This window comes from Streptomyces sp. AHU1 (assembly GCF_045343905.1).
Classification (GTDB): Bacteria; Actinomycetota; Actinomycetes; order Streptomycetales; family Streptomycetaceae; genus Streptomyces; species Streptomyces triticiradicis.
On the sequence record NZ_CP174284.1, the window covers coordinates 81,831 to 104,629 of the forward strand.

A 22,799-nucleotide genomic window follows, 5' to 3' on the forward strand; every position below is an offset into this window, starting at 1 on the left:
ACATTGCCACAAGTTACATATAGCATGCCATTGAAATCAATTCGTATGCGCAGGGTGAGGAGATTCTCATGCTCTCCGAAGAATTGTTGGGCAGATTTACCGATCTAGCCGAAGTTAAGCGGCATCTAGGGATCAGCGAAGAGAGGGAATCACCTCGAGAGGACTCTCGCATACTATTCATCAAAGGCGAGGCGGGAATCGGGAAATCTGCGTTCCTTAAAGAGATCGAAAGTCTTTTCGCGCAGAGGGGAGAGCGCATTGTGCGCACTGTCGGCGTACAGGCGGAGGCGAAGCTCCCGTTCTCCGGTCTGCACCAACTAATTCACCCTTTCCTCGACAGCTTGGCCGCTCTCCCTAAGGGGGAAGGTGACGCTGTGCGTTCCGCATTCGGTATGGGCAGGGCTAACAGGCCGGAGCCGGCCCTTATCAACCGGGGTGCAGGACTCATACTGGAGAGGTCGGCCGTCCAGCAACCTCTAGTTCTGATCGTCGACGACGTGCAATGGCTTGATTTGCAAACCCGCGACTTTCTGATCTTCTTGTCGCGACGGGCTCACGCCAGAATTACGATGATTATAGCGCAACGTACCGGGTCTCATGAAATGCCTGGGATGCAAGGATATCCTCGGATCCTGCTTCATCCACTATCAAATCCAGACGCAAAAACGCTGGTGCAACGCCACAGTCCTAATCTTTCGAATGAGGAAGTAAATCGAATTCTCGCACAGGCTGCGGGGAACCCCCTAGCGCTGTGCGAGCTTGCTGTAGGTCAGGTTCCCGGAGCCACAACGACGGCACTGACCGAACAGCTTGAAAGAGCCTTCGGCGTCCGCAGCGCAAATCTTCCAGCTGCCACGCGCGACCTCCTCCTCGTCGCAGCGGCAGACAGCTCCTCCGACATCGATGAGATATTTCGCGCGGTTTCTATTTTCAGCCAATATAATGTGGACCCACGGGATGTCACTCCGGCCGTCGATGCTCAACTGCTTGTAGTGGAGGGAGGCAATCTGACTTTCCGTCACCCTCTTGTAAGATCAGGGGTGCTGGAATCAGAGTCTGTATCACGCCAACTGGAAGCACACAGAGCGCTGGCACGGGCGGTCGCGGATCCCTATCGTCATGCCTGGCACCGCGCGCGAGCAGCAACCGGGCGCGACGACGAAGCTGCCGACCTCCTCGTCAAAGCTGCCGACCAAGCCCTACAACAGGGGGCAGTGATGGCTGCTGCAGCAGCGCTGGAATTGGCCGCCGAACTGGCAACCAGCTCAGGCGACTGTGGACGTCATCTTCTGCGAGCGGCAGAGCTGGCCTTCGACATGGGGCAAGAGGGAACGGTATATCGCCTTGTCGCCGAGGCGCTCACCCACGAGGTCAACACTCTGGACCGGGCACGAGGGCAGTGGCTGCGCGAGATCTTCAGCGATGGCCATCCCGGAGACGCCCCGCGAGTCCTCGAGCTGTGCGACACATCAGCCCAGGCAGCCGAGGCGGGGGACCCTGACCTAGCACTCAATTTGCTGCTTGGAGCAGCCTTGCGGTGCTGGTGGGCTGAGACCGGGACGACAGCGCGCAATGCCGTGACCAATGCCGCTGATTTACTGGCCGAAGCATGCGACGAACTACGCGACGACGCCCGATGGATCGCCATCCTGGCTGTGGCAGAGCCCATCCAGCGAGGTAGTTCCGTGCACGTCATCTTGGACGCCGTAGATATCGACAGCGAGAGTGACCCAGGTACTCTTCGCCTACTCGGCATGGCGGCCCACGCGATCGGCCACGAAGTACGCGCGGCCATGTTCCTGTCCAAGGCTGAAAGCGTATTGAGATCGCAAGGCCGATTGGGGCTGCTGGTACACGTGCTCGGCATGCAGGCCTCAGTGTACGGCGTTCTCGGCCACTGGGACCGGGCTGAGGCCGCAGCCTCGGAGGGGCTACGGCTTGCAAAGGAGAGCGGACAGCCCGTTTGGACAGCGGGAACCAAGGTTTGCCATACTCAAATCCGTGGTTTGCGGGGATACGTTCGAGAAGCATCGCTTGCAGTGACTCAGACGGAACTTCCTGCCCGCAGCCGACGACTCAACTGCCTACTTTCCTGTGTAGGACTCGCCAAAGCAATCTTCTGGGCTGAAGAAGGAAAGACAGAGCAGGCCTTCAAGGCATATCAATCACTCTTCGATCCCAACAACCAGAGCTATCACGAACGTCAGTCTATGGACGCCATCGCACTGTACGCCGAAGCTGCAGCGCAAGCGGGACATCTCGCAGAAGGGCAGGCCCTGCTGCAAGTGCTCGAGAAGACGGCACAGACCACCACCTCTCCTCTGCTTCATGTGCAACTCGCATACGCCCGAGCAGTATTGGCAGACGAAACTGAAGCTGACCACGCGTACGAGCAGGCCCGAACCATCGATCTGCACGAATGGCCGTGGCTTGATGCGAGGCTGCGACTGGCTCACGGAAAATGGCTGCACAAGCAGGGTCGTCGCGCTGCGGCACTGGTTGTACTCAAGGACGCACACAATCGACTAGAAACAATGAGAGCAACTGCTTGGATTGGGCAGGCTGAACGTGAGCTGAGGGCTCTCGTATAGCAACTCTGATCGTGTATGGGTCTGCTGCACAATCGGGTGACCTCTTGACCCGCCCCACCTCTGAGGTCCCAGTTCTGGTGGCCAAATGGCGACGGGGGTGGTCTTCTGTGCGAAGAGCAGTTCGTACTCTATCGGGGTGCGGTAGCCCAGTGAGCCTCTTTGATCCTGTGCTGCGGGGGTCAAATGGGCTGGTCAGCAGGGTCGGTGACATGGCGGAGCCCCTCGTCGTTGGCGTGGTGATCTCACTCATCACACCGGCGATGAAGGGGCTTTGTTGGTTCCGTATCCTTCCATGCTCCATATCCGGCATGAGCTGGTCGAGCATGTCTCCTGGCTCATCTACGCCCGAAGGCGTGAACTGAACTTGCCGTGGCGGAAACTGGGCTGCTTCAAGCAGGTCCTGCTGGTCCTGGCCCACCTGCGCAAGAACAAGACCTTCGCCCAGGTGGGAGCCGGGTTCGGAGTGTCAGAGGCGACCGTGTGGCGGTACGTCGACGAGACACTTGAGATCCTGGGCGCCTGGCCTGCACGAGGCACTGGTGGGCTTGGGCGAGGGCGACTTCGTCATCATCGACGGCACCCTCATCCCCACCGACCGCATCAGAGCCGGTGAGCCGTACTACTCGCAGAAACACAAGAAGCACGGCATGAACGTCCAGGTCATCGCACGGCCGGACGGAACCCCGCTCTGGTTATCGCGCGCAACACCGGGACGCACCCACGACCTGACCGCAGCACGAGCCCACGGCATTGTCCAGGCCTGCCTGACCCGGCAGATCCCCGTGCTCGCAGACCGGGCCTACCAGGGAGCCGGCGCCACCGTCCGCACCCCCTACTACCACCACCGCGAACAACCCGAGCACTACCAGGCGTTCAATCCCGATCATGCCCGGCTGCAGGCTCCTGGAGAACGTGCCTTCGCACAACTGAAGACCTGGCGACTGCTCCGGCGGGCCAGATGCTCCACCCGCCGCATCGGCACCATCGTCCAGGCCATCCACACACTGATGACCTGCATGCATTCAGGATGAAAGAGGCTCAGTGCTGAGTGTTGTCTCTGGCGGTTGTGGAAGATCTCGATGTACTCGAAGATCGCGTTGGCCGGTTCGACCCGGGTCTTCCACCGCTGGCGGTTGAGCAGCTCGATCTGCATCGAGGACCAGAACGATTCCGTCATCGCGTTGTCCAGGCCGTCCCCGACGGTGCCGAACGAGGGCAGAAGGCCGGCGGAGCGGATCCGCTTCCCGAAGACCCAGGAGGTGAACTGGGTGCCGTGATCGGCGTGAACGATCCCGCCCGGCTCGGGGCGGCGGTTGCGGAGGGCCATGTCCAGCGCGTTGACCCCGGGGGTGGAGTCCTGCCTGGAATCGATGGACCAGCCCACGATCCTGCGGCTGAACGCATCCAGGACCGCCGCGCAGCAGACCCGCCCTTGCCTGGTGCGGTGCTGCGTGATGCCGGTGACCCACAGCTCGTCGGGACGCAGCCGATGGAACTTCCGGGTGACCAGGTCCTCGGCGGTGGCGATGCCCCGCAGCCGCTTGATCCGCACCGGCTTGGGGCAGGCCATGGATGTCGGCCTGCGTCATCAGCACCGACACGGTCCTGGAGGAGACCTGGATACCCATGCCCAGGGTGAGCTCGGCGTGGACACGGCGGTAGCCGTAGGTACCGCGGGAAGCGACGTGAACCTCCCGGATCAGCCCGGCCGGCCACTCCCGCCGCAGATGCCGCGGTGTGGCCGGTGCACGCTTGTGCTTGGAGTGGTTCTGCCGGGCAACGCCAAGGATCCGGCAGCACCTGTCGACCCGTCCCCGGCATCGACGAGGCGGCAGGTCACCGGGTAGAGCCTTTTGGGGCCGGCTTGTCCTCGCCGAGGAACGTCGCCGCCTGCCGGACGATCCCCAGCTCGGTCTCCGGCTCACAGATCCGCCGGCGCGCGGCCCGCAACTTCGCGGCTCTGACCGGAATTCCGTGAAACCCCAGGTAGGAGAGCCGCTCGCAGGATCATTCAGTCACGGGATGAGCCTGCAGTCACAGGGTCAGGACGGTCGGCCCGTAAGCGCTGCAGAACTCGCAATCACAGCCGGCGAGACAGTTCGCCTGGCAATGGGCGGTCGGCCAGAAGCGGGATGCACAGGGGCCTGGATCGAGCAGCCTCCCGTCGCGGGGCACCGTCCTGTCGCACCAGGTACAGCGGATTGCTGCAGGGACGCCGGCGTCCTGAAGCCGCCGGGCCGCCACGCTCGCCCGACCGAGCGGGGCTTCCTCCAGAACCGTCACAGGGGCGCGGTCGAGGAGAAGCTTGCCATGCCACAGGCTCAGTCCGGTCACCGCTCTGACTGCCTGCAGAGCCTCCTGTCCGCCCTTCCCGGGCTCGGTCACAAGCACGGCGAACCCTGGCTCCTCCACGGACACACCTCCTTCGGCGACGGAGTACGTGGCCCAGTGTGTCGATGGACAGAGCCCTCGTCCCGTCAATTTTCGAGGGTCCCGCTCCCCTGAGCTGCCACACAACGAAATCTTCACGGAACTGCGGCCAGAGCCGTGAAAACGGGTCTGGCCGCGCTTCCGTGACGCCTACGCCTGAACGAGGCTGCAGGCTTCGGCCGGAACACGGCCGCCAGAGACGAGGCAGGGTTCTGAGGGACGGCGTCGGTGAAGATGCGTCTCGCGGCCGTGCAGGAAGCGATGTAGCAGCCTAACGGGCTTAATTTACTTAACAGTTGAGACCTACGAGTCGAGGTCACCGACGAACCCGGCCTTATGCTGGCTGCGCGAACAGGTCATCAGCGGACGGGGCGGCATGGACCTACTTATCTCACTTACTGACGAGTCCGAAGTGGCTGAACTGGCCGCCTGGCTCCGAAACGACCCCTCGCTCGGGCCCGTCACTGTGATTCAAGATCCACCGACGCCCGCGACCCTTCATGGTCTGCCGCCGCAGATCAAGGTGGCTGTTGATTCAACCCCGGCGCTCACCTCGGTGGTTGTGACGATCACAGCCTGGCTGCGTATGCAGAGGGCATCCGTCCAGCTCACCATTGAGGGTCCGTCGGGCCAGCGGGTGATCCTCACAGCCGGGAGTTCCGACGATGCAGTCGAGCTCAGCCGCATCTTGGCGGCACCAGGGAGTCAGCAGCGGGACGAATCGATCGCCACACCAGATGGCCACACCCCTCCCGGGCCTCCGCTCGATCCAGATGATGACTGGCCGCGGGAAACACCGGACCGGTAATCGTGGGAGACATCGCGAAAGGCGTACTCGGAGGCGGTTGGGCACTGCTGGTGGGGTGGATCTTGCCGACAGCTCTCAACCTTGCCATCTTCACTCTCGCCGTTGCCCCGAGCCTGCACCGCCCCACCGTGCTGGATCCTCTGTGGCCGGCATCCAACGGCTCAACCGGACTCTTGCTGCTTGTGGCCGCCGTCCTGCTCGGACTCGTCCTGAACGCCTTGCAGACACCCCTCTACCGCGTCCTGGAGGGGTACGCCCTGTGGCCGACTACTGCATACGAGCGAGGCTGCCGGGTGCAGCGATCCCGGCGCCAAAGGACAGCCGACCGCCTCGCCGACCCCACCTTCACGTCGCCCATACAACGCGCCGTCTTCCAAGAGAGATTCAACCGCTATCCGGCGAGCGACAAACAAATCACCCCGACCCGGCTCGGCAACGCCATCCGCCGCTTTGAGGAGTACGGATACGACCGCTACCGCCTCGACACTCAGGTGCTGTGGAACGAACTGGCGAGCGCCGCCCCAGAGACGACCACCAAGCAGGTCGTCACCGCCCGCACGAGCGTCGACTTTTTCGTGGCCCTGCTGTACGGGCATGCGGTCGTAGCCGCCACCGCGTTTGCCTCGCTGTCTTCCTCCCACGCCCACCGACCAGTGCTCGTCATCACTGGGGTCAGCCTGATCGTCCTGACCCCAGCTTGGTACCACGCCGCAGTGGCCGCCACGGACGAATGGGCCGCAGCCGTACGGGCCCTGGTCAACCTGGGCCGCAAGCCCCTTGCCGACGGGCTTGGACTCGCCCTCCCCAAAAGCCTGGAAGACGAACGCCGCATGTGGCAGCTGGTCACCCGTATGTCCACCAAGCCCTACGCTCAGGCCGCTGACACCGCTTTCAAGCCCTACCGCATCGGCCTGCCCCAGGCAAGTGGAGAGCCTCCACAGCCCGGTTCCTGACACGCTGCCTTGCTCAGCGCGGGAGTCGCACCCAGGCGTAGTCATCACAGAAGCGCGGCCGAAACCTTGAAACTGGTTCTGACCGTGGTTCCGTGAATGATCATGAAGCGGCCGGTTGGCGATTCCACTGATACATGCTGATGCGATCTGAACCTGGGGCGTAACTATGCTCGCGATCATGTGGAGAGAGTCAGTGCTGGAAGCCTTCCCTGACGCAGGGCTTCGGGAGCCGGTCGATGCCTCCGAGATCGTCTCAGCGGAAGGACGTCTGGGCCGGCCCGTGCCAGCGGATCTCAAGAGGCTGCTCCTGGAGAGCAACGGGGTGATCGGCCGCACCCACGTTGACACCGTTTGGACCTTGGAGCAGATCGTCGACCAGAACCTCCAGTTCTGGTCCGACCGGACGTTCGCCGAGCTCTACATGCCTTTCGATGCCTTCATGTTCTTCGGGGACAACGGAGGTGGCGATCAGTTCGCCCTCGTGCAGAAGCCGCAGCGTCCGGACGTCTTCGTGTGGGAGCACGAGACCGACAGCCGCCGATGGGTGGCAAACAATCTGCGTGACTACCTCGGCCGTTCCCTGCGCGTCAGTGGGGACGACTGGTATCGGTTGTAGATCACGGCCGGGTGAGGATCCGGATCCGCAGAAGGCGAAACGAGGCCCGGCCGTACATGGCTCGCTTAATCGTTTTCACCCGGTTGACGCGTCCCTCGACGGCTCCAGAGCTCCAGGACAGGGGCAAACCGGCGGTCACTGCATCGAGGTCCTGACGGAGGGAGCCGGCGAAGCCTTTCATGGGCTTCGGTGCGTCCTGTTCGGCCTGCCGGATCCACTCCAGCAGCAGGTACCCGCGCTGGTGACGCACCAGATCGGCGAAGGCCCGGGCGAGGTCGCAGGCACGGGTGATGTCGGGGCAGGCGAGCCGGACTTGAAGGAGTCGCTCGTCCTGGCTGTCGGTGAGCGTCTCCCGGGGCCGCATGATCCACGAGGTGATCTTCCGGGGGCTCGGGATGTCCGCCCGGATCGGTTCGGCGGTGCCCGCGCGGAGGGCGACGAGGTGTTTGCGGACGACCTGGCGGCTGCCGCGATAGCCGCGAGCCTGGATCTCCAGGAAGAGCTGGGTGCCGCTGACCTGGCCCTGGGCCTCGCTGAAGCGAGCGTTGAGGTACGCCTTGAACGGCTCCAGGACGCCGCCTGGGCGGCGCTCGCGGGCGGAGGCCAAGCTTGTCGAAGTTGATGTCGCGGAAGCGGCGCACGGTCTTGCGGTCGAGGTTGAGACGGCGGGCGATGGCGCTGACGTCCAGCGTCTCTCCAGCAGGCGGTGGACGTCCTCGTAGCGGTGGCAGGTGCGTTCGATGATCTGGGTGCGGGGCAGTTCCGCAGGTGGTAACTGCATCAGGGGTGGCTCCGGCACCTCGGTCACCGGCTCCTCCTCGGCGCGTTTGCGCAGGCAGTCGCGGTGCTGATGGCAGGCCTTCTCCACTGCGGCGGTCAGGTTCTGAAGCAGATGCCACCGGTCGGCCACTTCGAGGGCGTGAGGGGCGGCTTCCTTGACGGCCTTGGTGCAGGCGGTGGCCCGGTCCCGGCAGATGATCTCGGCTCCAGGCTGCTCGGTGAGCCAGGCCGCGAACGTCTCCGAGGTGCGGTCGGGCAGCACGTCCACGACCCGGCCGACCTCGACGTCGACCAGCACGGTGCCGTAGGTGCAGCCCTTGCGAAAGGCGAACTCGTCCGCCCCCAGCGCCCGCAGGACACGGTCCGGCACCGCCGGCACCGTCAGCAGCATAAGCAGCCGGGTTCGGCCCGCGGTCAGCCGCAGTCGGCGACACAGCCGTGCGGCAGGGCGGCCACCGAGCTCGATCGCGATCGACCGCAGCCAACCCGCAAGCCCGGTGCTGGAAGGGCGATAGCGCGCGGACAGCCCTGGCACCTGCTCGACGAACGTCGTGCGAGAACAGCTCTTCCGGTCACAGAAGTACCGGCGCACCCGTAACCGAACTATGACGCGGCGAGGCCCCAACGGCTTCTCATCCAGGGCTCGTTGGTATGTGCTATGTATGCGTCTCGCCTGTTTCCGGCAGTCCGGGCACCGGTCCGGCCGAGCGGTGGACACCACCTCCACCACAAGGACATCGGAGGAGTCGCTGACGCGCTCCACTCGCACATCGATCCCGGGAAACAGCACAGCCTCGACCGTCTCGATCGCGATGCCGGGACATACTCTGCCAAAACGATCTCTCACTCACTTCGCTGACCTGGGGATTCACGGAACTGCGGCCAGAGCCAACTTCGCAGACTCGCTCGCAGGCGTTCCCGGCCGCCCGTTGTCGATGTCGTCCTGCCGCAACCACTTCGACAACGTGACGGGATGGATGCCGAGCTCCACCGCAATCCGTTTGGCCTGCTTGCCGGCACGGACCAGCGCGACGGCACGCGCCCGGAACTCCGGAGGACAGGGACGAGGCATGACTGCCGGCCTTCCGTGAAGGACTGTCAGATAGCCACCAGAACTGGAACCCCAGAGGTGGGGCAGGTCAACCTGTCACCCAAACCTGCAGCAGACCCCGTTGCCCTGCTCAAGTCTTGGCGCACCGCACGCAAAGCACGCCGCTCCACCCACCGCATCAACTGCATCGTCCAAGCCTTCAACGCACCGCTGACCTGCAGCTATTCAGGATCAAAGAGGCTCAGTCAGGTGACTGAAGCGGCCTGTTCACTGCATTCCTACGATTAGTTGCGTCTTCGGCCTAAGTCTGCCGTCCTTCAAGCAACAAGGAGAGTCATACCGTTGAACGAATCGTCTGAAACCGGATCAGATCCGGGCCTCAACAACAAGGAACCGATAACTGATGCCGCCGCTGTAACCAAGCGCCCCAGACTGATCAGCAAAGGCTGGATCCAAGCAGCTGCCCTAGTCACGTTGTTCGGCTTTCTGGTGCTCGGCTTCCTGGCATACCGCACCTACCAAGCTGAGCCTCCAATCCCAGAGAAGGTCACCACGACTGACGGGAACGAACTGTTCACTGGCGACGACGTCACGCATGGACAGGAAGCGTTTCTCCGCAATGGCCTCATGCAGTACGGATCCATCTTCGGCCATGGGGCCTATCTGGGACCTGACTTCACCGCCGACTATCTGCACCGCAGCGCCACAATAGTGGAACAGACTTACAGCAGCCAGCACGATCACGATGCTCGCAGCAAAACCGTGGCCGACTTCCGCACCAATAACTACAATGCGAAAACTGGCACCCTCGTATTTAGCGATGCCCAGTCAGCAGCCTTCATCAAGCTGACCAAACATTACGCCGAGCTGCTAGGGCGGCCGAACGGCGAGCAAGGACTTCGCCCCAAAGCGGTTACCTCTGCCACCGAAATCCATGAGTTGACCGCCTACTTCGCATGGTCCGCCTGGGCATCGGCGACGGACAGGTCTGGCCAGAAATACTCATACACAAACAACTGGCCGGCAGAACCGTTGGTCGACAACTCACCTACGGCCCACACCGTAACATGGAGTGTCCTTTCGCTAGTTTTCCTCCTGGTAGGCGCGGGGGCACTTTTCGCTGCATTTGGTCGCTGGAACTTTCTGGGATGGCACCAACGCGACCGCGGAGAAATACGATTTAGAGCCCCCGACTCGGTAAACCTCACACCTGCACAGCGCGCTACCGCCTGGTTCTTCCTGGTTATGGCGGCTCTTTTCCTGGTTCAGGCGCTCGTGGGTGCAGCAGCCCAACATTACAGAGCAGACCTTGGCAGCTTCTTCGGAATTCCTCTCGACCAAGTCCTCCCGTACAACCTGAGCCGCACTTGGCACACGCAGCTCGCCATATTCTGGGTAGTGACTTCCTTCTTGGCTATCGGAATCTTTCTCGCCCCCCTCATCTCCCGTGGCTGGGAACCGCGAAATCAGGATCTGCTTACCCGAATACTGCTCGGCGCACTCGTCGTGGTCGTCTCCGGAAGTTTGATAGGCGAGCTGGCTGGGGAGCGCGGTTGGTTCAAGGGATGGTGGAGTGTTCTAGGCGACCAAGGCTGGGAGTATCTCAACCTCGGTCGACTCTGGCAGGTACTCCTGGTTGCGGGCCTCATAGTCTGGGTCGCCATTCTCTTCCGAGGACTTCGTCGGCGGTTGCGCACAGAGAGTGCCGCAAATATGCCTTGGCTGTTCTTTCTTGCGGCCCTGGCGCTCCCTGCGTTCTATGCCGTGGGCCTGCTTGCAACACCCAGCACCGAATATACTGCGGCCGATTTCTGGCGCTTCATTGTTGTCCATTTGTGGGTTGAAGACTTCTTGGAGCTATTCACCACGGTTACGGTGGCCTACCTCTTCGTGCTCCTTGGTGTCGTACGGGAAAGAGTAGCGCTGACGGTAATTTTTCTAGACGTCGTGCTGTACAGCGCTGGCGGAATTATTGGCACCATGCACCATCTCTACTTCTCAGGCGAGCCTGCGGAACATTTGGCTCTGGGCGCAACATTCTCTGCACTTGAGGTAGTTCCACTGCTGTTCCTTACTGTGGAAGCTTGGAGCTTTCTTCAGCTGGGTTCGCGCCGGCATGGCAGATCCGCAACCCCGTTCCCTCATCGCTGGGCTGTCATGTTTCTGGTGGCCGTCGGTTTCTGGAACTTCCTGGGGGCAGGCGTATTCGGCTTCCTGATCAACCTGCCAATCGTTTCATACTATGAAATGGGAACTGGTCTCACCGCCAACCATGCGCACACCTCGATGATGGGGGTGTACGGCATGCTCGCCATCGGATTTGCCTTCTTCGCCCTCCGCTACCTGGTGCCGGAAGCGCACTGGACAGACCGGTGGCCTCGAGTCGCCTTCTGGTCCCTCAATCTCGGACTGGCTTGGATGAGCTTTGCCACTCTTCTTCCCAGTGGCGTCCTGCAACTTTACAAGGTGGTCAATGACGGTTATGCCGACGCACGAAGCCTTGGCTACATTCAGCACGGGACCAACGGATTCCTTGAGTGGCTGCGGTTGCCCGGTGACGTGCTGTTCATCGTCGGCGGTATCTTGCCCGTTCTGTGGATGACTTGGCTCGGTGTCCGATACCGGAACTCCGAAAGGCCTTCTCTCAGTCTGAAGGATCTCCCTGAAAATGACCTACTGTTCACGGAGGTAATTGAAAGCACGAACACCTCGGGCGAGGCGGCCTTGGGATGAGCAACGAGGCAGTTTTCGTCCTGTGGTACCTGATGGCGCTACTCGGCGTGTCAGCGTTGTTGGTCAACTACGGTCGACAGCCCACAAGCGCCTGGTCTTCCCGGCTTTTCGCGGGACATCGACGCGCGGTACGAGAGGCCCCTTCTCCAGACGAGGAGCTGGACTGGCCGCACTCAGAAGCTCACCGGTTTCATCATGTGATCTCTGCCTTTGTAAGTGTCGTCGCGGTATTTCTTGGTCTCGCCGAAATAGCCCGCAACCACCGCCCAGTAGAGACTTCAGTATTGTCTGGAGCCGTCCTGGCTCATCTGGTACTGACGGTCTTTCTGCTCCATCAGTTCATTCCCCGGCTCCGTCGCATATGGACTGCGAAGAGGAGTCCTTCGGACCGCATGATTAAATGAGGGCAGCGCAATCAGGTGGTGCCCACGCTAAATTCCCGCACCACCTGATTGCCGATCAGAGACGTGCGCCCGAAGCTTGTAGCGGCTACTGAGCTTCAAAGCGTGGTGTCGGCAGGAGCTGACGGTCCTTGATCCCTGCGCTATGCCGACTGCATGAGGTATGCGCAAGGGGGCGGGCTGACCGACGAGCGGCGGGCCTTCCGCGAGAAGTTGAGGATGGAGGCGGCCGAGCGGTTCGCCCAGGGCGACGAGAACGAGGCCATCGCGCACGATCTGCGGGTCAGCGTCCGGTCGGTACAGCGCTGGCGCAAGACCTGGGCTCAGGACGGACCGAGAGCCCTGACCTCGAAGGGGCCTGCGTCCTTGCCGCTGCTCAGTGACGAGCTGTTCGCTGTGCTGGAGCAGGAGCTGGTCAAGGGACCGGTAGCACATGGCTGGCCGGACCAGACCTGGACCCTGTCACGGATCAAGACGCTCATCGGGCGCCGGTTCCACAAGAGCTATACCGTGCAGAGCGTTGCCGCGCTGCTCAAGCGGCACGGCTGAAGCTGTCAGGTGCCGGGCGGTGGAGCGGGACGAGGCGGCGGTGGCCGGCTGGGTGAAAGAGACCTGGCCCCAGGTGGAAGGGCCGTGGCGGCGCTCGGTGCCTGGCTCGTCTTCGAGCACGAGGCGGGTTTCTCGATGACGCCGCCGACCACCCGGACCTGGTCCCGCCGCGGCCACAGTCCCGTTGTGCGGGTGCGGGGCCGTTCCCGCCGCCGCTTTTCCCGCCGCCGCTTGTCGATGGCCGCCCTGACCTGCCACAAACCCGGCGAACGCTCGCGGCTGATCTACCGGCCCTGCCCAAACACCCGGCCCGACGGATGCAAGAGCTTCTCCTGGAAGGACTACCGCGACCTGATCCAGACCGCACACCAGCAACTCCGCGGTTCGAGCGTGCCGATCTGGGACAACTTGAACACCCACCTGACAGCTGGGATGCGCCGCTACATCGCCGGACGGGACCGGCTCACCGCCCACCAACTCCCGTCCTACGCAACGGACCTCAACCCGGTCGAGAGCATCTGGTCGGCACTGCGGCCCACCATGGCCAACCGTGCTTTCGCTGACCCGCACGACCTGATCGCCGCCGTCCGACGGGGGTTACGTCAGCTCCAGTACCGCCACGACGTCCTCGACGGCTGCCTCACCGGAACTAGGCTCGTGCTCCCCCCACCATGACGACATCACGCTTTCAAAGTCAGTAATCAACAAGCTGAAGGCCTGGCGAGGGATCGCCACGTGCTACGGCAAGTCACCCGAGAGCTACCTCTCCGGCCTCCACCTCCGCGCAGCAAAGATCTGGATCGACGATCGCCTGAAACCCCAGGCTGATCACAACATCACACAGGACCTAGATCGACAGAGTGTGCGCTTGGCCCTGGTGAAGGTTTGTCATAGAAACCGCGTCATCGAGCAGATGGAGGTTCGGCAAGCGCTTGAGACATCCGCTCGAGGAGAAGCAGTCGCTCATGTCGGGTGGGCGCGAGCTCGGCCGCGCGCTCAAGTTCCTCGGCTGCCTCGGTGTTCCGGCCGAGGCGGAGCAGGAGATCGCCGCGGACCGCGCCAAGTAGGTGGTACCGGGCCAGCCTTCGGTCTTCCAGGAGCGGGTCGGTTGCCGCCAGCGCTGCTTCCGGCCCGTCGCTGTAGAACAGCGCTACCGCCCGGTTGAGCTCTACCACGGGGGACGGGGCGAGTTGGGCGAGGGCGTCGTAGAGAGCGATGATGGCGGACCAGTCGGTGTCGGCAAAGGTGGCTGCCCGGGCGTGGTACGCGGCGATAGCGGCCTGAATTGTGTATGGCCCGAGCGGGCGGCCAAGACCAGTCGCCCGGTCAAGCATGGCGAGACCGTGAGTGATGAGTGTCCGGTCCCAGCGTGTCCGGTCCTGGTGTTCTAGCAGCACTGGTGCGCCGTTCGCGTCTACGCGGGTGGAGAAACGGGAAGCCTGCAGCTCCATGAGCGCGACCAGCCCGAAAACCTCGGGTTCGCGGGGTAGCAGTCCGGCGAGGATCCGTCCGAGCCGCATCGCTTCCCGAGCCAGGTCTCGTCGTACCCAGGTCTCGCCCGACGTAGCCGCGTAGCCCTCACCGAAGACGAGGTAGACGACTTCGAGCACTGCGCTGACCCGGGCCGGCAGCTGGTCCGCCGGCGGGGGTTCGAAGGGAACTTTCGCTTCCGACAGCGTGCGCTTCGCCCGAGAGATGCGTTGGCCGAGCGTGGCGGAGGGAACAAGGAAAGCGCGGGCGACCTCGTCGGTCGTGAGAGCGCCGACCAGGCGCAGAGTGAGCGCCACACGGGACTCCGGCGCGAGGACCGGGTGACAGGCAATGAAGATCAGCGTGAGCAAGTCGTCGGGAATCGGGTCGAGCGCTTGCTTGGCAATGTCCGGGACCCTGTCGTCCAGGTCTGCGCCTGCCAGCGCAGTCTTGTGCCGACCAATTTCCTCGCGTCGGGCACGGTCGATCGCCTTGTGCCGGGCGGTGGACATCAGCCACGCGCCCGGCTGCGGAGGAATGCCATCACGCGGCCACTGTTCGAGGGCGGCTACGAACGTCTCGGAGGTGCGGTCCTCCGCTACTCCGACATCCCCGATCTGCCGGGCGAGCGTGGCGATGATCCGTGGCGACTCGATGCGCCACAGCGCCTCGATCGACTGGCGGATTTCCATGATCAGGCGTCTTCGGCCCGCTCGTGAAGCCGCTGGGCCTTTCCGAGGGTCTCGGTGTCGACGACCTCAGCGAAGTCCGCCATGTCGAAGAGCGGCCTGATCTCGAGACTCTGTGTTGCACCGTAGCGGGAGTCGAAGGGGCACCGCTTGGCCCACTCAACGGCTTCCGCGAGGGAGCTGACCTCCCAGATCCAGTATCCGGCGATGATCTCTTTCGACTCCGTGAAGGGCCCGTCGACCACAGAGGTTCCTCCGGCCGCGAAGACGACCTGGGCCCCGGCGCTGCTGGGCTTCAGTCCTTCTCCGGCGAGCAGGATGCCAGCCTTAACGAGCTGCTCGTTGTAGGTCTGCATTCTCTCGAACATCTCCTGGGACAGCTGGCCCTTGCCCTCGTCGGCGCCGGTCCCTTTTGTCATCACCATGACGCGCACGCTGTCGTTCCCTTTCGTTATTGGTTAATGAGCGCCGCTGGTACGGCGCAGAATGTCGGAGATGAAGTCGTAATCGACCTCGTCGCCTTCACGGATATCGACGGCCTTGCGCTCACCGTTGCCGAGCGGCCGAAGCAGCCCTGGCACGGCCTCGACGCCGGCCGCGTCGAGCACCATGAACGAGACTTTATCCCTGGCAACATGGATCACCGCTGAGTGACGGCCGTCGCGGAGGAAGTGGGGCTTCCCGTACTGGAGCGCCTCTTCGACCCCGGGAATGGTGCGGTGCACCATCTCGCGCAGCCTGGTACACACCTCCGCCTGCCAGTGCTTTGTCTTCCCGATGTAGTCGCTTACGTTGTCGTTCATCCTGTGCTCCGGGGTGAGTGGGCGATCGATCAAAGGTGGTGTCTCGTTGATCAGGACGCCGACGGGCGATAGGTGAGCACCACGACGCCGGAGTCGAAGGTCACCGTTGCGGTGAGCTGAACCGGACCGGTGCTCTCCGGCCGGAAGAGCGGCTGACCGTGGCCCTTGATCACCGGGTAGATCCAGATGCGGTACTCATCGAGCAGACCAGCTGCGGCAAGCTCATCGGTGAGCCGGCCACTCCCCCAGATGAGGATGTCTGCGCCGTCCTGCTGCTTGAGTCGGTCCACTGCCTCGACCAACTCGCCCCCCGGGACCACGGTCGCTGGCCCCCACAGGGCGACGTCGACAGGCTCCGAGGCGACGACATACTTGGCGACTGAGTTGACGTGGTCGGCGAACGGGTTGCCGCCCATGTTCGGCCATGCTTGCGCCATGCCCTCGTAGGTGACGCGACCAAGCAGTAGCGCATCGGCACCGAGTGTGAGCTCGAAGGAGTACTTCTGCGCCCCCTCGTCGTTGAAACGGAGCGACCACTCGTGCGGGTTGTCGATGTAGCCGTCGAGCGTCGCGTAGGTCGAAGCGATGATCCTGCGCATGGCAGTCCTCCTGTGACGAAATGATCGGGCCTCGCGGCCCTGACACCTGGTCTTCGAACGAGGAGCCGCGATTTCGACATCCGCATGAAAGAAGATTCGCGGCAATCACACTGTCGCCGACCAGCGGCACTGCACAGAGTCGATCGCGACCAAGCCTGCAGCCGCTGGAAGCACCGCCGCCGCTGTCTCACAGTGAGACGTAGGGTCGTCTGGTTGCAGGCTGGCAAAGAGCAGGCGATATAAACGACGATGGATGGCCCTGCGCAGAGGTTACGGGGCATAGCGACAATCGGTGTGACTGTCGCCTGCCGGTCACCGATCGCAAAAAGTCAGAAGTTGCCGCTGCGCTGACCGACTGTCGGTGGCCGCGACAGTGGAGGTGGATCGTGGCAGCCGCGGGGTCCGGAGTAGCGTGTCACGGGAGTGCACGACGCCTGCTGGGGTTCGGCGTTAGTAAGCCCGCAGCCTTGAGAGCATCTGATCTAGGTAGTTGGTAGTTAGGGATGTTTTTGTGACTGTCGGGAATAGCTGTCGTTGAGCGAGGCGTGAACGCTCGTCGCCCGTACCGCAGTGATGTCTCCGACGCCCGCTGGGCCTTGATCGAGCCGGTCTTCACGGCTTAGCGAGCTGGCCGGACCGGCCCCGGCACGACGGCCCGCGTCCACGACCTACGAGAGATCGTCAACGCGATCCTCTACGTCAACCGCACCGGTATTCCCTGGGAGCACCTGCAGCACGACTTCCCGCCGCACAAGACCGTCTATGACTACTACGCGAAGCGGGAAGCGGACGGCACGACCCAGCGGGTCCACGACCTGTTGCGTGAACGGACCCGACGCTCCCACGGCCGCAACGCGGAGCCAACCGCCGCCGTGATCGACGCGCAGAGCGCGAAAACCTCGGCAAACGTGGCCGAGACCAGCCAGAGCATCGACGCCGGCAAGAAGATCAAAGGACGCAAACGGCACCTGATCACTGACACGCTCGGCCTGGTCCTGGCCGTCCTCATCACCGCCGCGAACGTGCACGACACCGCAGGCGGCAAGCTCCTCCTCAACGACCTGGCCGCCGCCCATCCCGGCGTGACCAAGGTGTGGGCCGACGGCGGCTACCAGACCAGCATCCCCAACCACAGCGCCGGACTCGGCATCGATGTCGAGGTGGTGCAGCGGCCTCGGGCGAAGGGGTTCGAGCCCCTGAGTCCTTTCCAACCTCACGTGCCAGTCGGGCAGTACGGCATCCTCAAGGCACTCACCGAGGCTGGCATCACCTGCTGGGCAGACAAGGGTTACCAGGGTGCAGGCGCCACGGTCCGTCTGCCTTACCGCGGCCGATGGGACAGCCTCTCCACCGGTTAGCAGGCCGTCAACCGGTCCCATGCGAAGATCCGCGCACTGGTCGAGCAGGCCATCGCCACCCTCAAGTCCTGGCGCCTCCTCCGCAAACTCCGCTGCTCGACGACCCGGATCACCAGCCTTGTCCAAGCCGTCCTGGTCATCCAGCTCGCTGCCACGGGCTGAAATCAACCCGCAGCATTCACCAAGTCCGCCAATTCGGCCTCGGTAGTCCCGGCCCGCAGACAAACGTCGAAGGTGTAGCCCTCATCGCAGAACACCAGGTCGAGGCCCATGGGTGTCAGCCTGCGGAAGACGATCGCCAACCAGATGGCGTCTTCCTGCCAGGCGTCCATGCACAGGCAGGTACCGTCCTGGTGCAGATACGCCTCACCCGGGCCGTTCTCCGTCTCAATCTCCCATGTGATGCTGCGCGCTTCGCTGCGGTGCATCGAGTCGATCTCGACCGCAGGCCACCGGGCACGGATCGCGTCTGTCAGCGCATCCCGATCGACGCACCATCCGCCCGCATCGCCCTCGACCACCACCAAGAACGTCATAGCCAGGGTCTACCAGATGTCCGTGACACAGCGACGATCGGCTGCCGCCGGAAGTTGGAATGGGCTCAGTGAGCCGAGTTGTCGGTGGGTGATGAGGCAGTAGGCGAGTTTGAGGAACGCTTCGTGGATGTCGGTTCGCCGTTCCCATCGGATGCGCAGACGTCGGAAGCCGTGCAGCCACGCAAAACTTCGCTCGACCACCCAGCGGTAGGTGCCCAGTCCGGTGCCGTGCCGGGTGCCACGGCGGGCGATCGCGGGCACGATGCTGCGGGCACGGACCTGGTCGCGGTAGATGTCGTGGTCGTAGCCGCGGTCGGCGAACAGCGAGTCTGGCCTGTGGCGGGGCCGGCCGACCCGGCCACGGACCGGTGGGATCGCGTCGAGCAGGGGCAGGAGCTGGGTAACGTCGTTGCGGTTGCCGCCGGTCAGCAGGACCGCGAGCGGGGTGCCGTGCCCGTCGGTGATCCGATGGTGCTTCGAGCCGGCCTGGCCTCGGTCGACCGGCGAGGGGCCCGTGCGGATCCCCCTTTTAGCGCTCTGACGTGGGAGGAGTCGACCACGCAGCGGGACCAGTCCAGCCGGGAGGCCGCGTTCAGCTCGGCCAGCAGGACCTCGTGCAGCCGTTGCCAGACGCCGGCCTGGTTCCAGTCCCGCAGCCTGCGCCAGCAGGTCATGCCCGAGCCGAAGCCCAGCTCCTTCGGCAGGTACTCCCACTGGATCCCGGTGTGCAGCACGTACAGGATCCCGCACAGCACCTCCCTGTCCGGCAACGGCTTGCGGCCCGGATACCGGAACCTGCGCTCGCGCTGCGGCAGCAGCGGCTCCAGGTGATCCCACAGCTCATCCGACACGATCCACGGCGACATCCCCACAACGGACCGAACGCTCAACTCTCGCCCTGGACACGGGAACCAGGAGCGATCCACCTCATTGTGTTAGCCGCTATAAGAAGAGAATGGGAACAATCTCTTCCCCTTTGACTTCTTCGGCTGGCGTTCAAAGCCTTGAAGGAGAATGATCTTTCCAGCACTCGGTGATACGTTCCGTGTCGGGATCCCGTGCCCAGCCATGCTGACGCATCTCCGCAGGGATGGGGCACATCGCCCTTCACTGGTGTCAATGTCCGCAAGGGACAGACTTGTGCGGCATGAGTCCCAAGGAGCACCGATGGAACCCGACCACCTGCCCGACAAGGGCCTCAACGCCGAGCTTCCCACAGGCGGGCGCCGTCCCGAAGCCCTGCCTGGTCACTGGCTGCTGGCAAGTCTGGGTAAGCGCGTACTGCGTCCTGGTGGCGCCCGGATGACAGAGCAACTCCTCGACAGGGCAGAGCTGACCGGAGCTCATGTGGTCGAACTGGCCCCCGGGCTCGGGCTGACCGCTCGCAGCATCTTGAGCCGTAAGCCTGCCTCCTACACGGGAGTTGAAGCCGATCCTCAGGCTGCAGCCTTGGTCAGGAAAGCCATCGCGGCCGGGGGTACCTGCGTGGTCGCCGATGCCGGTGCTACCGGCCTACCTGCTGACACTGCCGATGTTGTACTGGGTGAAGCAGTCCTGACCATGCAGTCGGCCACCACCAAGCGGCGGATCGTGGCCGAAGCAGTACGCCTGCTGAAGAGCGGTGGCCGCTATGCCATTCACGAACTCGCTCTGGTCCCTGACAATGTCGCAGACGTCATCGTCACAGACATTCGCACCTCCTTGGCACGGGCAATGAAGGTCAACGCCAGGCCACTGATGATCAAAGAGTGGAGGGAACTGCTGTCGGATGCAGGGCTCACCGTGGAGTCTGTTGACACCGCGCCTATGACCCTGCTTCAACCTCGCCGCATGGTTGCTGATGAGGGACTGTCAGGGACCTTGCGCTTCGTGCGCAACGTCGCAACACAGCCTGACGCCCGCTCGCGTGTGCTGGAGATGCGCCGCGTTCTGACGCGGCACAAGGATTCCCTGGCTGCGGTCTCCATCGTTGCCCGCCGCACACGGCTCTGACGGGCCTGTAAGCGCTTAGAGCTGGCCTCCATGATTTTGACCTCGAACAAGACCTTGAGTGAGTGGGCCAGGTCGTTGACCGGCGATGAGTTGCTCCGCTGCCATCCTGCATCCTCCACCACTGCGACGTCACTTTCGTCTACGGCCCTGGCCACCGGTTCAAGAACCGCCTGAAATTCATCAAGCGGGACACGGCGTCGCCTGATGGTCCACAAGCCGTCGCCTGATCAGTCGTCGATCAGCCGCTTCCGGGTGATCACGTGAGTGCTCTGTGCGCCCGTAACTCGGTGCGCACCCGGCTTGCCGAGCAAGGGACTGCAAGACGTTCGGTGTAACTCCCGATCAAGGAAGATGCATCGATGGCCAGTGAGAACGTGCCCGAGTCGAAGTCTGTCGGGTCGGCAGAGGTGGTGTCGGCGAAGGCTGTGGACGACCAGTTGACCGACGAGTTGGTGCACCGGGCCCAGGCCGAAGGCCGGCAGATGACCGATGAGAGCGGGCTGCTACAGCAACCAAAGAGGCCGCCCTGGAGAGGTTCGAGTCGGTCAACGCGCGCATCCGGCGGGCGGTCAAGGCCCGCGGACACTTCCCTGAAGAGCAGGCCGTCCTGAAGTGCGTCTACATGGCGAACATGTCCCTGGAGCCCACCGGCAAGGGCCAAGCCCGCTGGACCATGCGCTGCAAGAGCGCCTTGAACGTGCCTTCGGCATCACCTTCGGCGGACGCCTCTCAGCGGCCCGTCAGTAACGCTCAACTACCCCAGTTACAGGACTCGTTTGACAGTCCCGAGATCCTCGATAAGGTCGCCGCCTACTGCAAGAGAATCTCTGACCCAGGTCACTAGTTGGATCATGGCGGTTGATCGGTGGGCTGGGTTTCGTAGTCGTGGGCCAGGCGGCGGTGGTGCATGAGCCGACCGAGGGTGCGTTCGATGACCCAGCGGCGGGGCTGGACGTGGAAGTAGCGGACGGCGGGATCACGCTGGACGATTTCGAGGTAGATGCCGAGGTGGGCTGTGTGTTCGAGGGCTTTGGTCTTGTAGCCGTTGTTGCCCAGGCTTTGGTGGTGGTGGGGTGGCGTCGGTGGATCTGGTTGAGGAGGTGGGTGCCGGCGGCGGACTTGTGGACGCTGGCGGCGGTGACGGCGACGGCGAGCAGAAGGCTGAGGGTGTCGGTGATGATGCTGAGTTTGCGTCCCACGATCTGCTTGCCTGCATAGATGCCCTTGCTGCTGGCAGGGACGCTGGTGGAAGCCTTGACGCTTTGCGTGTCGATCACGCAGGCCGAGGGACTCGCGAGCCCTGGTACGTGGGTCGAAACGCCTCAAGCCCGAGGAACGACACCTGCCTGGATGTCAGTCTCGAAGAACCCTCTAGAGGTTGTCCCGTAACTGCTGGTCAAAGGTGAGATGATCTTGCTGTGGCTGGTGTGATCACGGCGTCGGAACCCTCCTGGATAGGCCCGTTCACCGGGCTGAGCCCGCGGCAGTTCAACAAGCTGATCACCACGCTGCGGCGTGAGGGAGCCGACCCGGTCGGCAAGGGCCGGCCGTGGTCGCTGCCACTTCAGGAGCGGGTACTGCTGGTGGCCGCGTACTGGCGCACCAACCTCACCCTGCGCCAGCTGGCGCCGTTGTTCGGCGTCTCGAAGTCGGCGGCCGACCGGATCGTCGACCACCTCGGGCCGGCTCTCGCACTCCAGCCCCGACGGCGGTTCCGCACAAACACCGTATTGATCGTGGATGGCACGCTCGTGCCCACCCGGGACCGAGCCGTGGCCGCCTCGAGCAAGAACTACCGCTACTCCACCAACCACCAGGTCGTCATCGACGCCGACACCCGCCTAATCGTCGCCGTCGGCGCACCGCTGCCCGGCAACCGCAACGACTGCCGGGCCTGGGAGGACTCCGGCGCGAAAGCCGCTGTCGGTACCACCCCCGCGGTGATCGCCGACGGCGGCTACCGGGGCACCGGCCTGACCATCCCTCACTACCGCCGACACAAGGACGAGGAACTGCCCTTCTGGAAGGAGGATCACAACGCCTCCCACCGCAAGGTCCGCGCCCGCGTCGAGCACACCTTCGCCCGCATGAAGACCTGGAAGATCCTCCGCGACTGCCGCCTCAGAGGCGCCGGAGTCCACCACGCCATGCTCGGCATCGCCCGCCTGCACAACCTCACCCTCACCGGATGAGAGACAAACAAGCAGGTCAACCTGCATGCCCCAGGGCATTTACGGGACAACCTCTAGGATCAGTCAGTTGACTGAAGATCGAGATTGCCGACGGATCGTAGGGTGTCGAAGGTGAACGAGCGCCTGATGAAGGCCTCATCGTGACCACCGCTGTTCGTCGCTGCCGTGTGTGCACGCGTAGTAGCGCGTACGCCGACAGATGGGCTCCACGGAAGAGATGGTGGGAGTATCGACAGCATGGAACATCC

15 protein-coding genes and 8 pseudogenes are annotated in these 22,799 nt (G+C 63.4%); 13 read left to right on the forward strand and 10 right to left on the reverse strand.

Annotation, left to right across the window (positions count from 1 at the left end):
- Positions 1–68: 68 nt before the first annotated feature.
- Together ACICHK_RS41530 and ACICHK_RS41535 are read left to right on the forward strand one after the other, a co-directional pair.
- Positions 69–2,591, forward strand: coding sequence for an AAA family ATPase (locus ACICHK_RS41530; RefSeq protein ID WP_406841508.1), 2,523 nt, complete (start codon positions 69–71; stop codon positions 2,589–2,591).
- A gap of 233 nt (positions 2,592–2,824) precedes the next feature.
- Positions 2,825–3,622 (forward strand): annotated as a pseudogene (locus ACICHK_RS41535) (transposase family protein).
- Here ACICHK_RS41535 and ACICHK_RS41540 read toward each other — a convergent pair.
- Positions 3,616–4,550, reverse strand: a pseudogene (locus ACICHK_RS41540) (IS3 family transposase); the annotation flags it as partial. The pseudogenes ACICHK_RS41535 and ACICHK_RS41540 sit on opposite strands and share 7 nt — an antisense overlap.
- 883 nt (positions 4,551–5,433) lie before the next feature.
- On the opposite strand from ACICHK_RS41540, the gene ACICHK_RS41545 reads away from it, so the two are divergent.
- The 3 genes from ACICHK_RS41545 (at position 5,434) to ACICHK_RS41555 (ending at position 7,398) form a co-directional block, all read left to right on the forward strand.
- Complete coding sequence (locus ACICHK_RS41545; protein ID WP_406841509.1) at positions 5,434–5,829, forward strand: effector-associated constant component EACC1; 396 nt, start codon at positions 5,434–5,436, stop codon at positions 5,827–5,829.
- A 2-nt stretch (positions 5,830–5,831) separates the two neighbouring features.
- Positions 5,832–6,782, forward strand: coding sequence for a hypothetical protein (locus ACICHK_RS41550; RefSeq protein WP_406841510.1), 951 nt, complete (start codon positions 5,832–5,834; stop codon positions 6,780–6,782).
- Between the two features lie 193 nt (positions 6,783–6,975).
- Complete coding sequence (locus ACICHK_RS41555) at positions 6,976–7,398, forward strand: SMI1/KNR4 family protein (RefSeq protein WP_406841511.1); 423 nt, start codon at positions 6,976–6,978, stop codon at positions 7,396–7,398.
- A gap of 1 nt (position 7,399) precedes the next feature.
- Here the strand turns inward: ACICHK_RS41555 and ACICHK_RS41560 are convergent, their stop codons facing one another.
- Both ACICHK_RS41560 and ACICHK_RS41565 read right to left on the reverse strand, forming a co-directional pair.
- Positions 7,400–9,025, reverse strand: coding sequence for an ISL3 family transposase (locus tag ACICHK_RS41560; protein ID WP_406841512.1), 1,626 nt, complete (start codon positions 9,023–9,025; stop codon positions 7,400–7,402).
- Between the two features lie 33 nt (positions 9,026–9,058).
- Positions 9,059–9,250: pseudogene (locus tag ACICHK_RS41565) on the reverse strand (transposase); the annotation flags it as partial.
- Between the two features lie 375 nt (positions 9,251–9,625).
- Between ACICHK_RS41565 and ACICHK_RS41570 the strand changes: the two are divergent.
- The 3 genes and pseudogenes from ACICHK_RS41570 to ACICHK_RS41580 all read left to right on the forward strand — a co-directional run bounded on the left by ACICHK_RS41570 (position 9,626) and on the right by ACICHK_RS41580 (position 13,587).
- Positions 9,626–11,962: a nitric-oxide reductase large subunit gene (locus ACICHK_RS41570; protein ID WP_406841905.1), complete on the forward strand. Its 2,337-nt coding sequence runs from the start codon at positions 9,626–9,628 to the stop codon at positions 11,960–11,962.
- Between the two features lie 620 nt (positions 11,963–12,582).
- Positions 12,583–13,051, forward strand: a pseudogene (locus ACICHK_RS41575) (winged helix-turn-helix domain-containing protein).
- Positions 13,048–13,587 (forward strand): transposase, encoded by a 540-nt coding sequence (locus ACICHK_RS41580; RefSeq protein WP_406841906.1) that lies wholly within the window; start codon positions 13,048–13,050, stop codon positions 13,585–13,587. Before ACICHK_RS41575 ends, ACICHK_RS41580 begins: the two are co-directional and overlap by 4 nt.
- Before the next feature lie 227 nt (positions 13,588–13,814).
- Here the strand turns inward: ACICHK_RS41580 and ACICHK_RS41585 are convergent, their stop codons facing one another.
- Genes ACICHK_RS41585 through ACICHK_RS41600 form a run of 4 tightly spaced genes read right to left on the reverse strand, consistent with a single transcriptional unit; the run spans position 13,815 to position 16,473 of the window.
- Positions 13,815–15,074, reverse strand: a complete 1,260-nt coding sequence (locus ACICHK_RS41585; protein WP_406841513.1) for an RNA polymerase sigma factor — start codon at positions 15,072–15,074, stop codon at positions 13,815–13,817.
- 2 nt (positions 15,075–15,076) lie between these two features.
- A complete protein-coding gene (locus tag ACICHK_RS41590; protein ID WP_406841514.1) occupies positions 15,077–15,505 on the reverse strand; it encodes a YciI family protein in 429 nt (142 codons plus the stop codon).
- A 24-nt stretch (positions 15,506–15,529) separates the two neighbouring features.
- Positions 15,530–15,874, reverse strand: coding sequence for a DUF1801 domain-containing protein (locus ACICHK_RS41595; RefSeq protein WP_406841515.1), 345 nt, complete (start codon positions 15,872–15,874; stop codon positions 15,530–15,532).
- A gap of 50 nt (positions 15,875–15,924) precedes the next feature.
- Positions 15,925–16,473, reverse strand: coding sequence for a dihydrofolate reductase family protein (locus ACICHK_RS41600; protein WP_406841516.1), 549 nt, complete (start codon positions 16,471–16,473; stop codon positions 15,925–15,927).
- A gap of 653 nt (positions 16,474–17,126) precedes the next feature.
- Here ACICHK_RS41600 and ACICHK_RS41605 point away from each other — a divergent pair.
- Positions 17,127–17,597: pseudogene (locus ACICHK_RS41605) on the forward strand (IS5 family transposase); the annotation flags it as partial.
- A 108-nt stretch (positions 17,598–17,705) separates the two neighbouring features.
- Positions 17,706–17,993, forward strand: a pseudogene (locus tag ACICHK_RS41610) (transposase family protein); the annotation flags it as partial.
- A 2-nt stretch (positions 17,994–17,995) separates the two neighbouring features.
- Here ACICHK_RS41610 and ACICHK_RS41615 read toward each other — a convergent pair.
- A complete protein-coding gene (locus tag ACICHK_RS41615) occupies positions 17,996–18,367 on the reverse strand; it encodes a hypothetical protein (protein WP_406841517.1) in 372 nt (123 codons plus the stop codon).
- 9 nt (positions 18,368–18,376) lie between these two features.
- Positions 18,377–19,233 (reverse strand): IS5 family transposase gene (locus tag ACICHK_RS41620; RefSeq protein ID WP_406841518.1). Its coding sequence is split into 2 segments (ribosomal slippage): positions 18,377–18,913 and positions 18,916–19,233, totalling 855 coding nucleotides; the frame shifts between segments, so codons are not numbered across the junction.
- A 301-nt stretch (positions 19,234–19,534) separates the two neighbouring features.
- Between ACICHK_RS41620 and ACICHK_RS41625 the strand changes: the two genes are divergently transcribed.
- Positions 19,535–20,359 (forward strand): methyltransferase domain-containing protein, encoded by an 825-nt coding sequence (locus ACICHK_RS41625; RefSeq protein WP_406841519.1) that lies wholly within the window; start codon positions 19,535–19,537, stop codon positions 20,357–20,359.
- A 538-nt stretch (positions 20,360–20,897) separates the two neighbouring features.
- Positions 20,898–21,106, forward strand: a pseudogene (locus tag ACICHK_RS41630) (transposase); the annotation flags it as partial.
- A gap of 94 nt (positions 21,107–21,200) precedes the next feature.
- On the opposite strand, the pseudogene ACICHK_RS41635 reads toward ACICHK_RS41630, so the two are convergent.
- Positions 21,201–21,648, reverse strand: a pseudogene (locus tag ACICHK_RS41635) (transposase); the annotation flags it as partial.
- A gap of 129 nt (positions 21,649–21,777) precedes the next feature.
- Here ACICHK_RS41635 and ACICHK_RS41640 point away from each other — a divergent pair.
- Positions 21,778–22,551, forward strand: a complete 774-nt coding sequence (locus ACICHK_RS41640; RefSeq protein ID WP_406841520.1) for a transposase — start codon at positions 21,778–21,780, stop codon at positions 22,549–22,551.
- Positions 22,552–22,799 lie beyond the last annotated feature (248 nt).

What these genes read in the sequence shown, in the direction of transcription:
- ACICHK_RS41530 (WP_406841508.1), top strand. Translation starts at nt 69, where the DNA reads ATGCTCTCCGAAGAATTGTTGGGCAGATTTACCGATCTAGCCGAAGTT.
- ACICHK_RS41580 (WP_406841906.1), top strand. Translation starts at nt 13,048, where the DNA reads ATGACGCCGCCGACCACCCGGACCTGGTCCCGCCGCGGCCACAGTCCC.
- ACICHK_RS41585 (WP_406841513.1), bottom strand. Translation starts at nt 15,074, where the DNA reads ATGGAAATCCGCCAGTCGATCGAGGCGCTGTGGCGCATCGAGTCGCCA.
- ACICHK_RS41595 (WP_406841515.1), bottom strand. Translation starts at nt 15,874, where the DNA reads ATGAACGACAACGTAAGCGACTACATCGGGAAGACAAAGCACTGGCAG.
- ACICHK_RS41600 (WP_406841516.1), bottom strand. Translation starts at nt 16,473, where the DNA reads ATGCGCAGGATCATCGCTTCGACCTACGCGACGCTCGACGGCTACATC.
- ACICHK_RS41615 (WP_406841517.1), bottom strand. Translation starts at nt 18,367, where the DNA reads ATGACGTTCTTGGTGGTGGTCGAGGGCGATGCGGGCGGATGGTGCGTC.
- ACICHK_RS41625 (WP_406841519.1), top strand. Translation starts at nt 19,535, where the DNA reads ATGGAACCCGACCACCTGCCCGACAAGGGCCTCAACGCCGAGCTTCCC.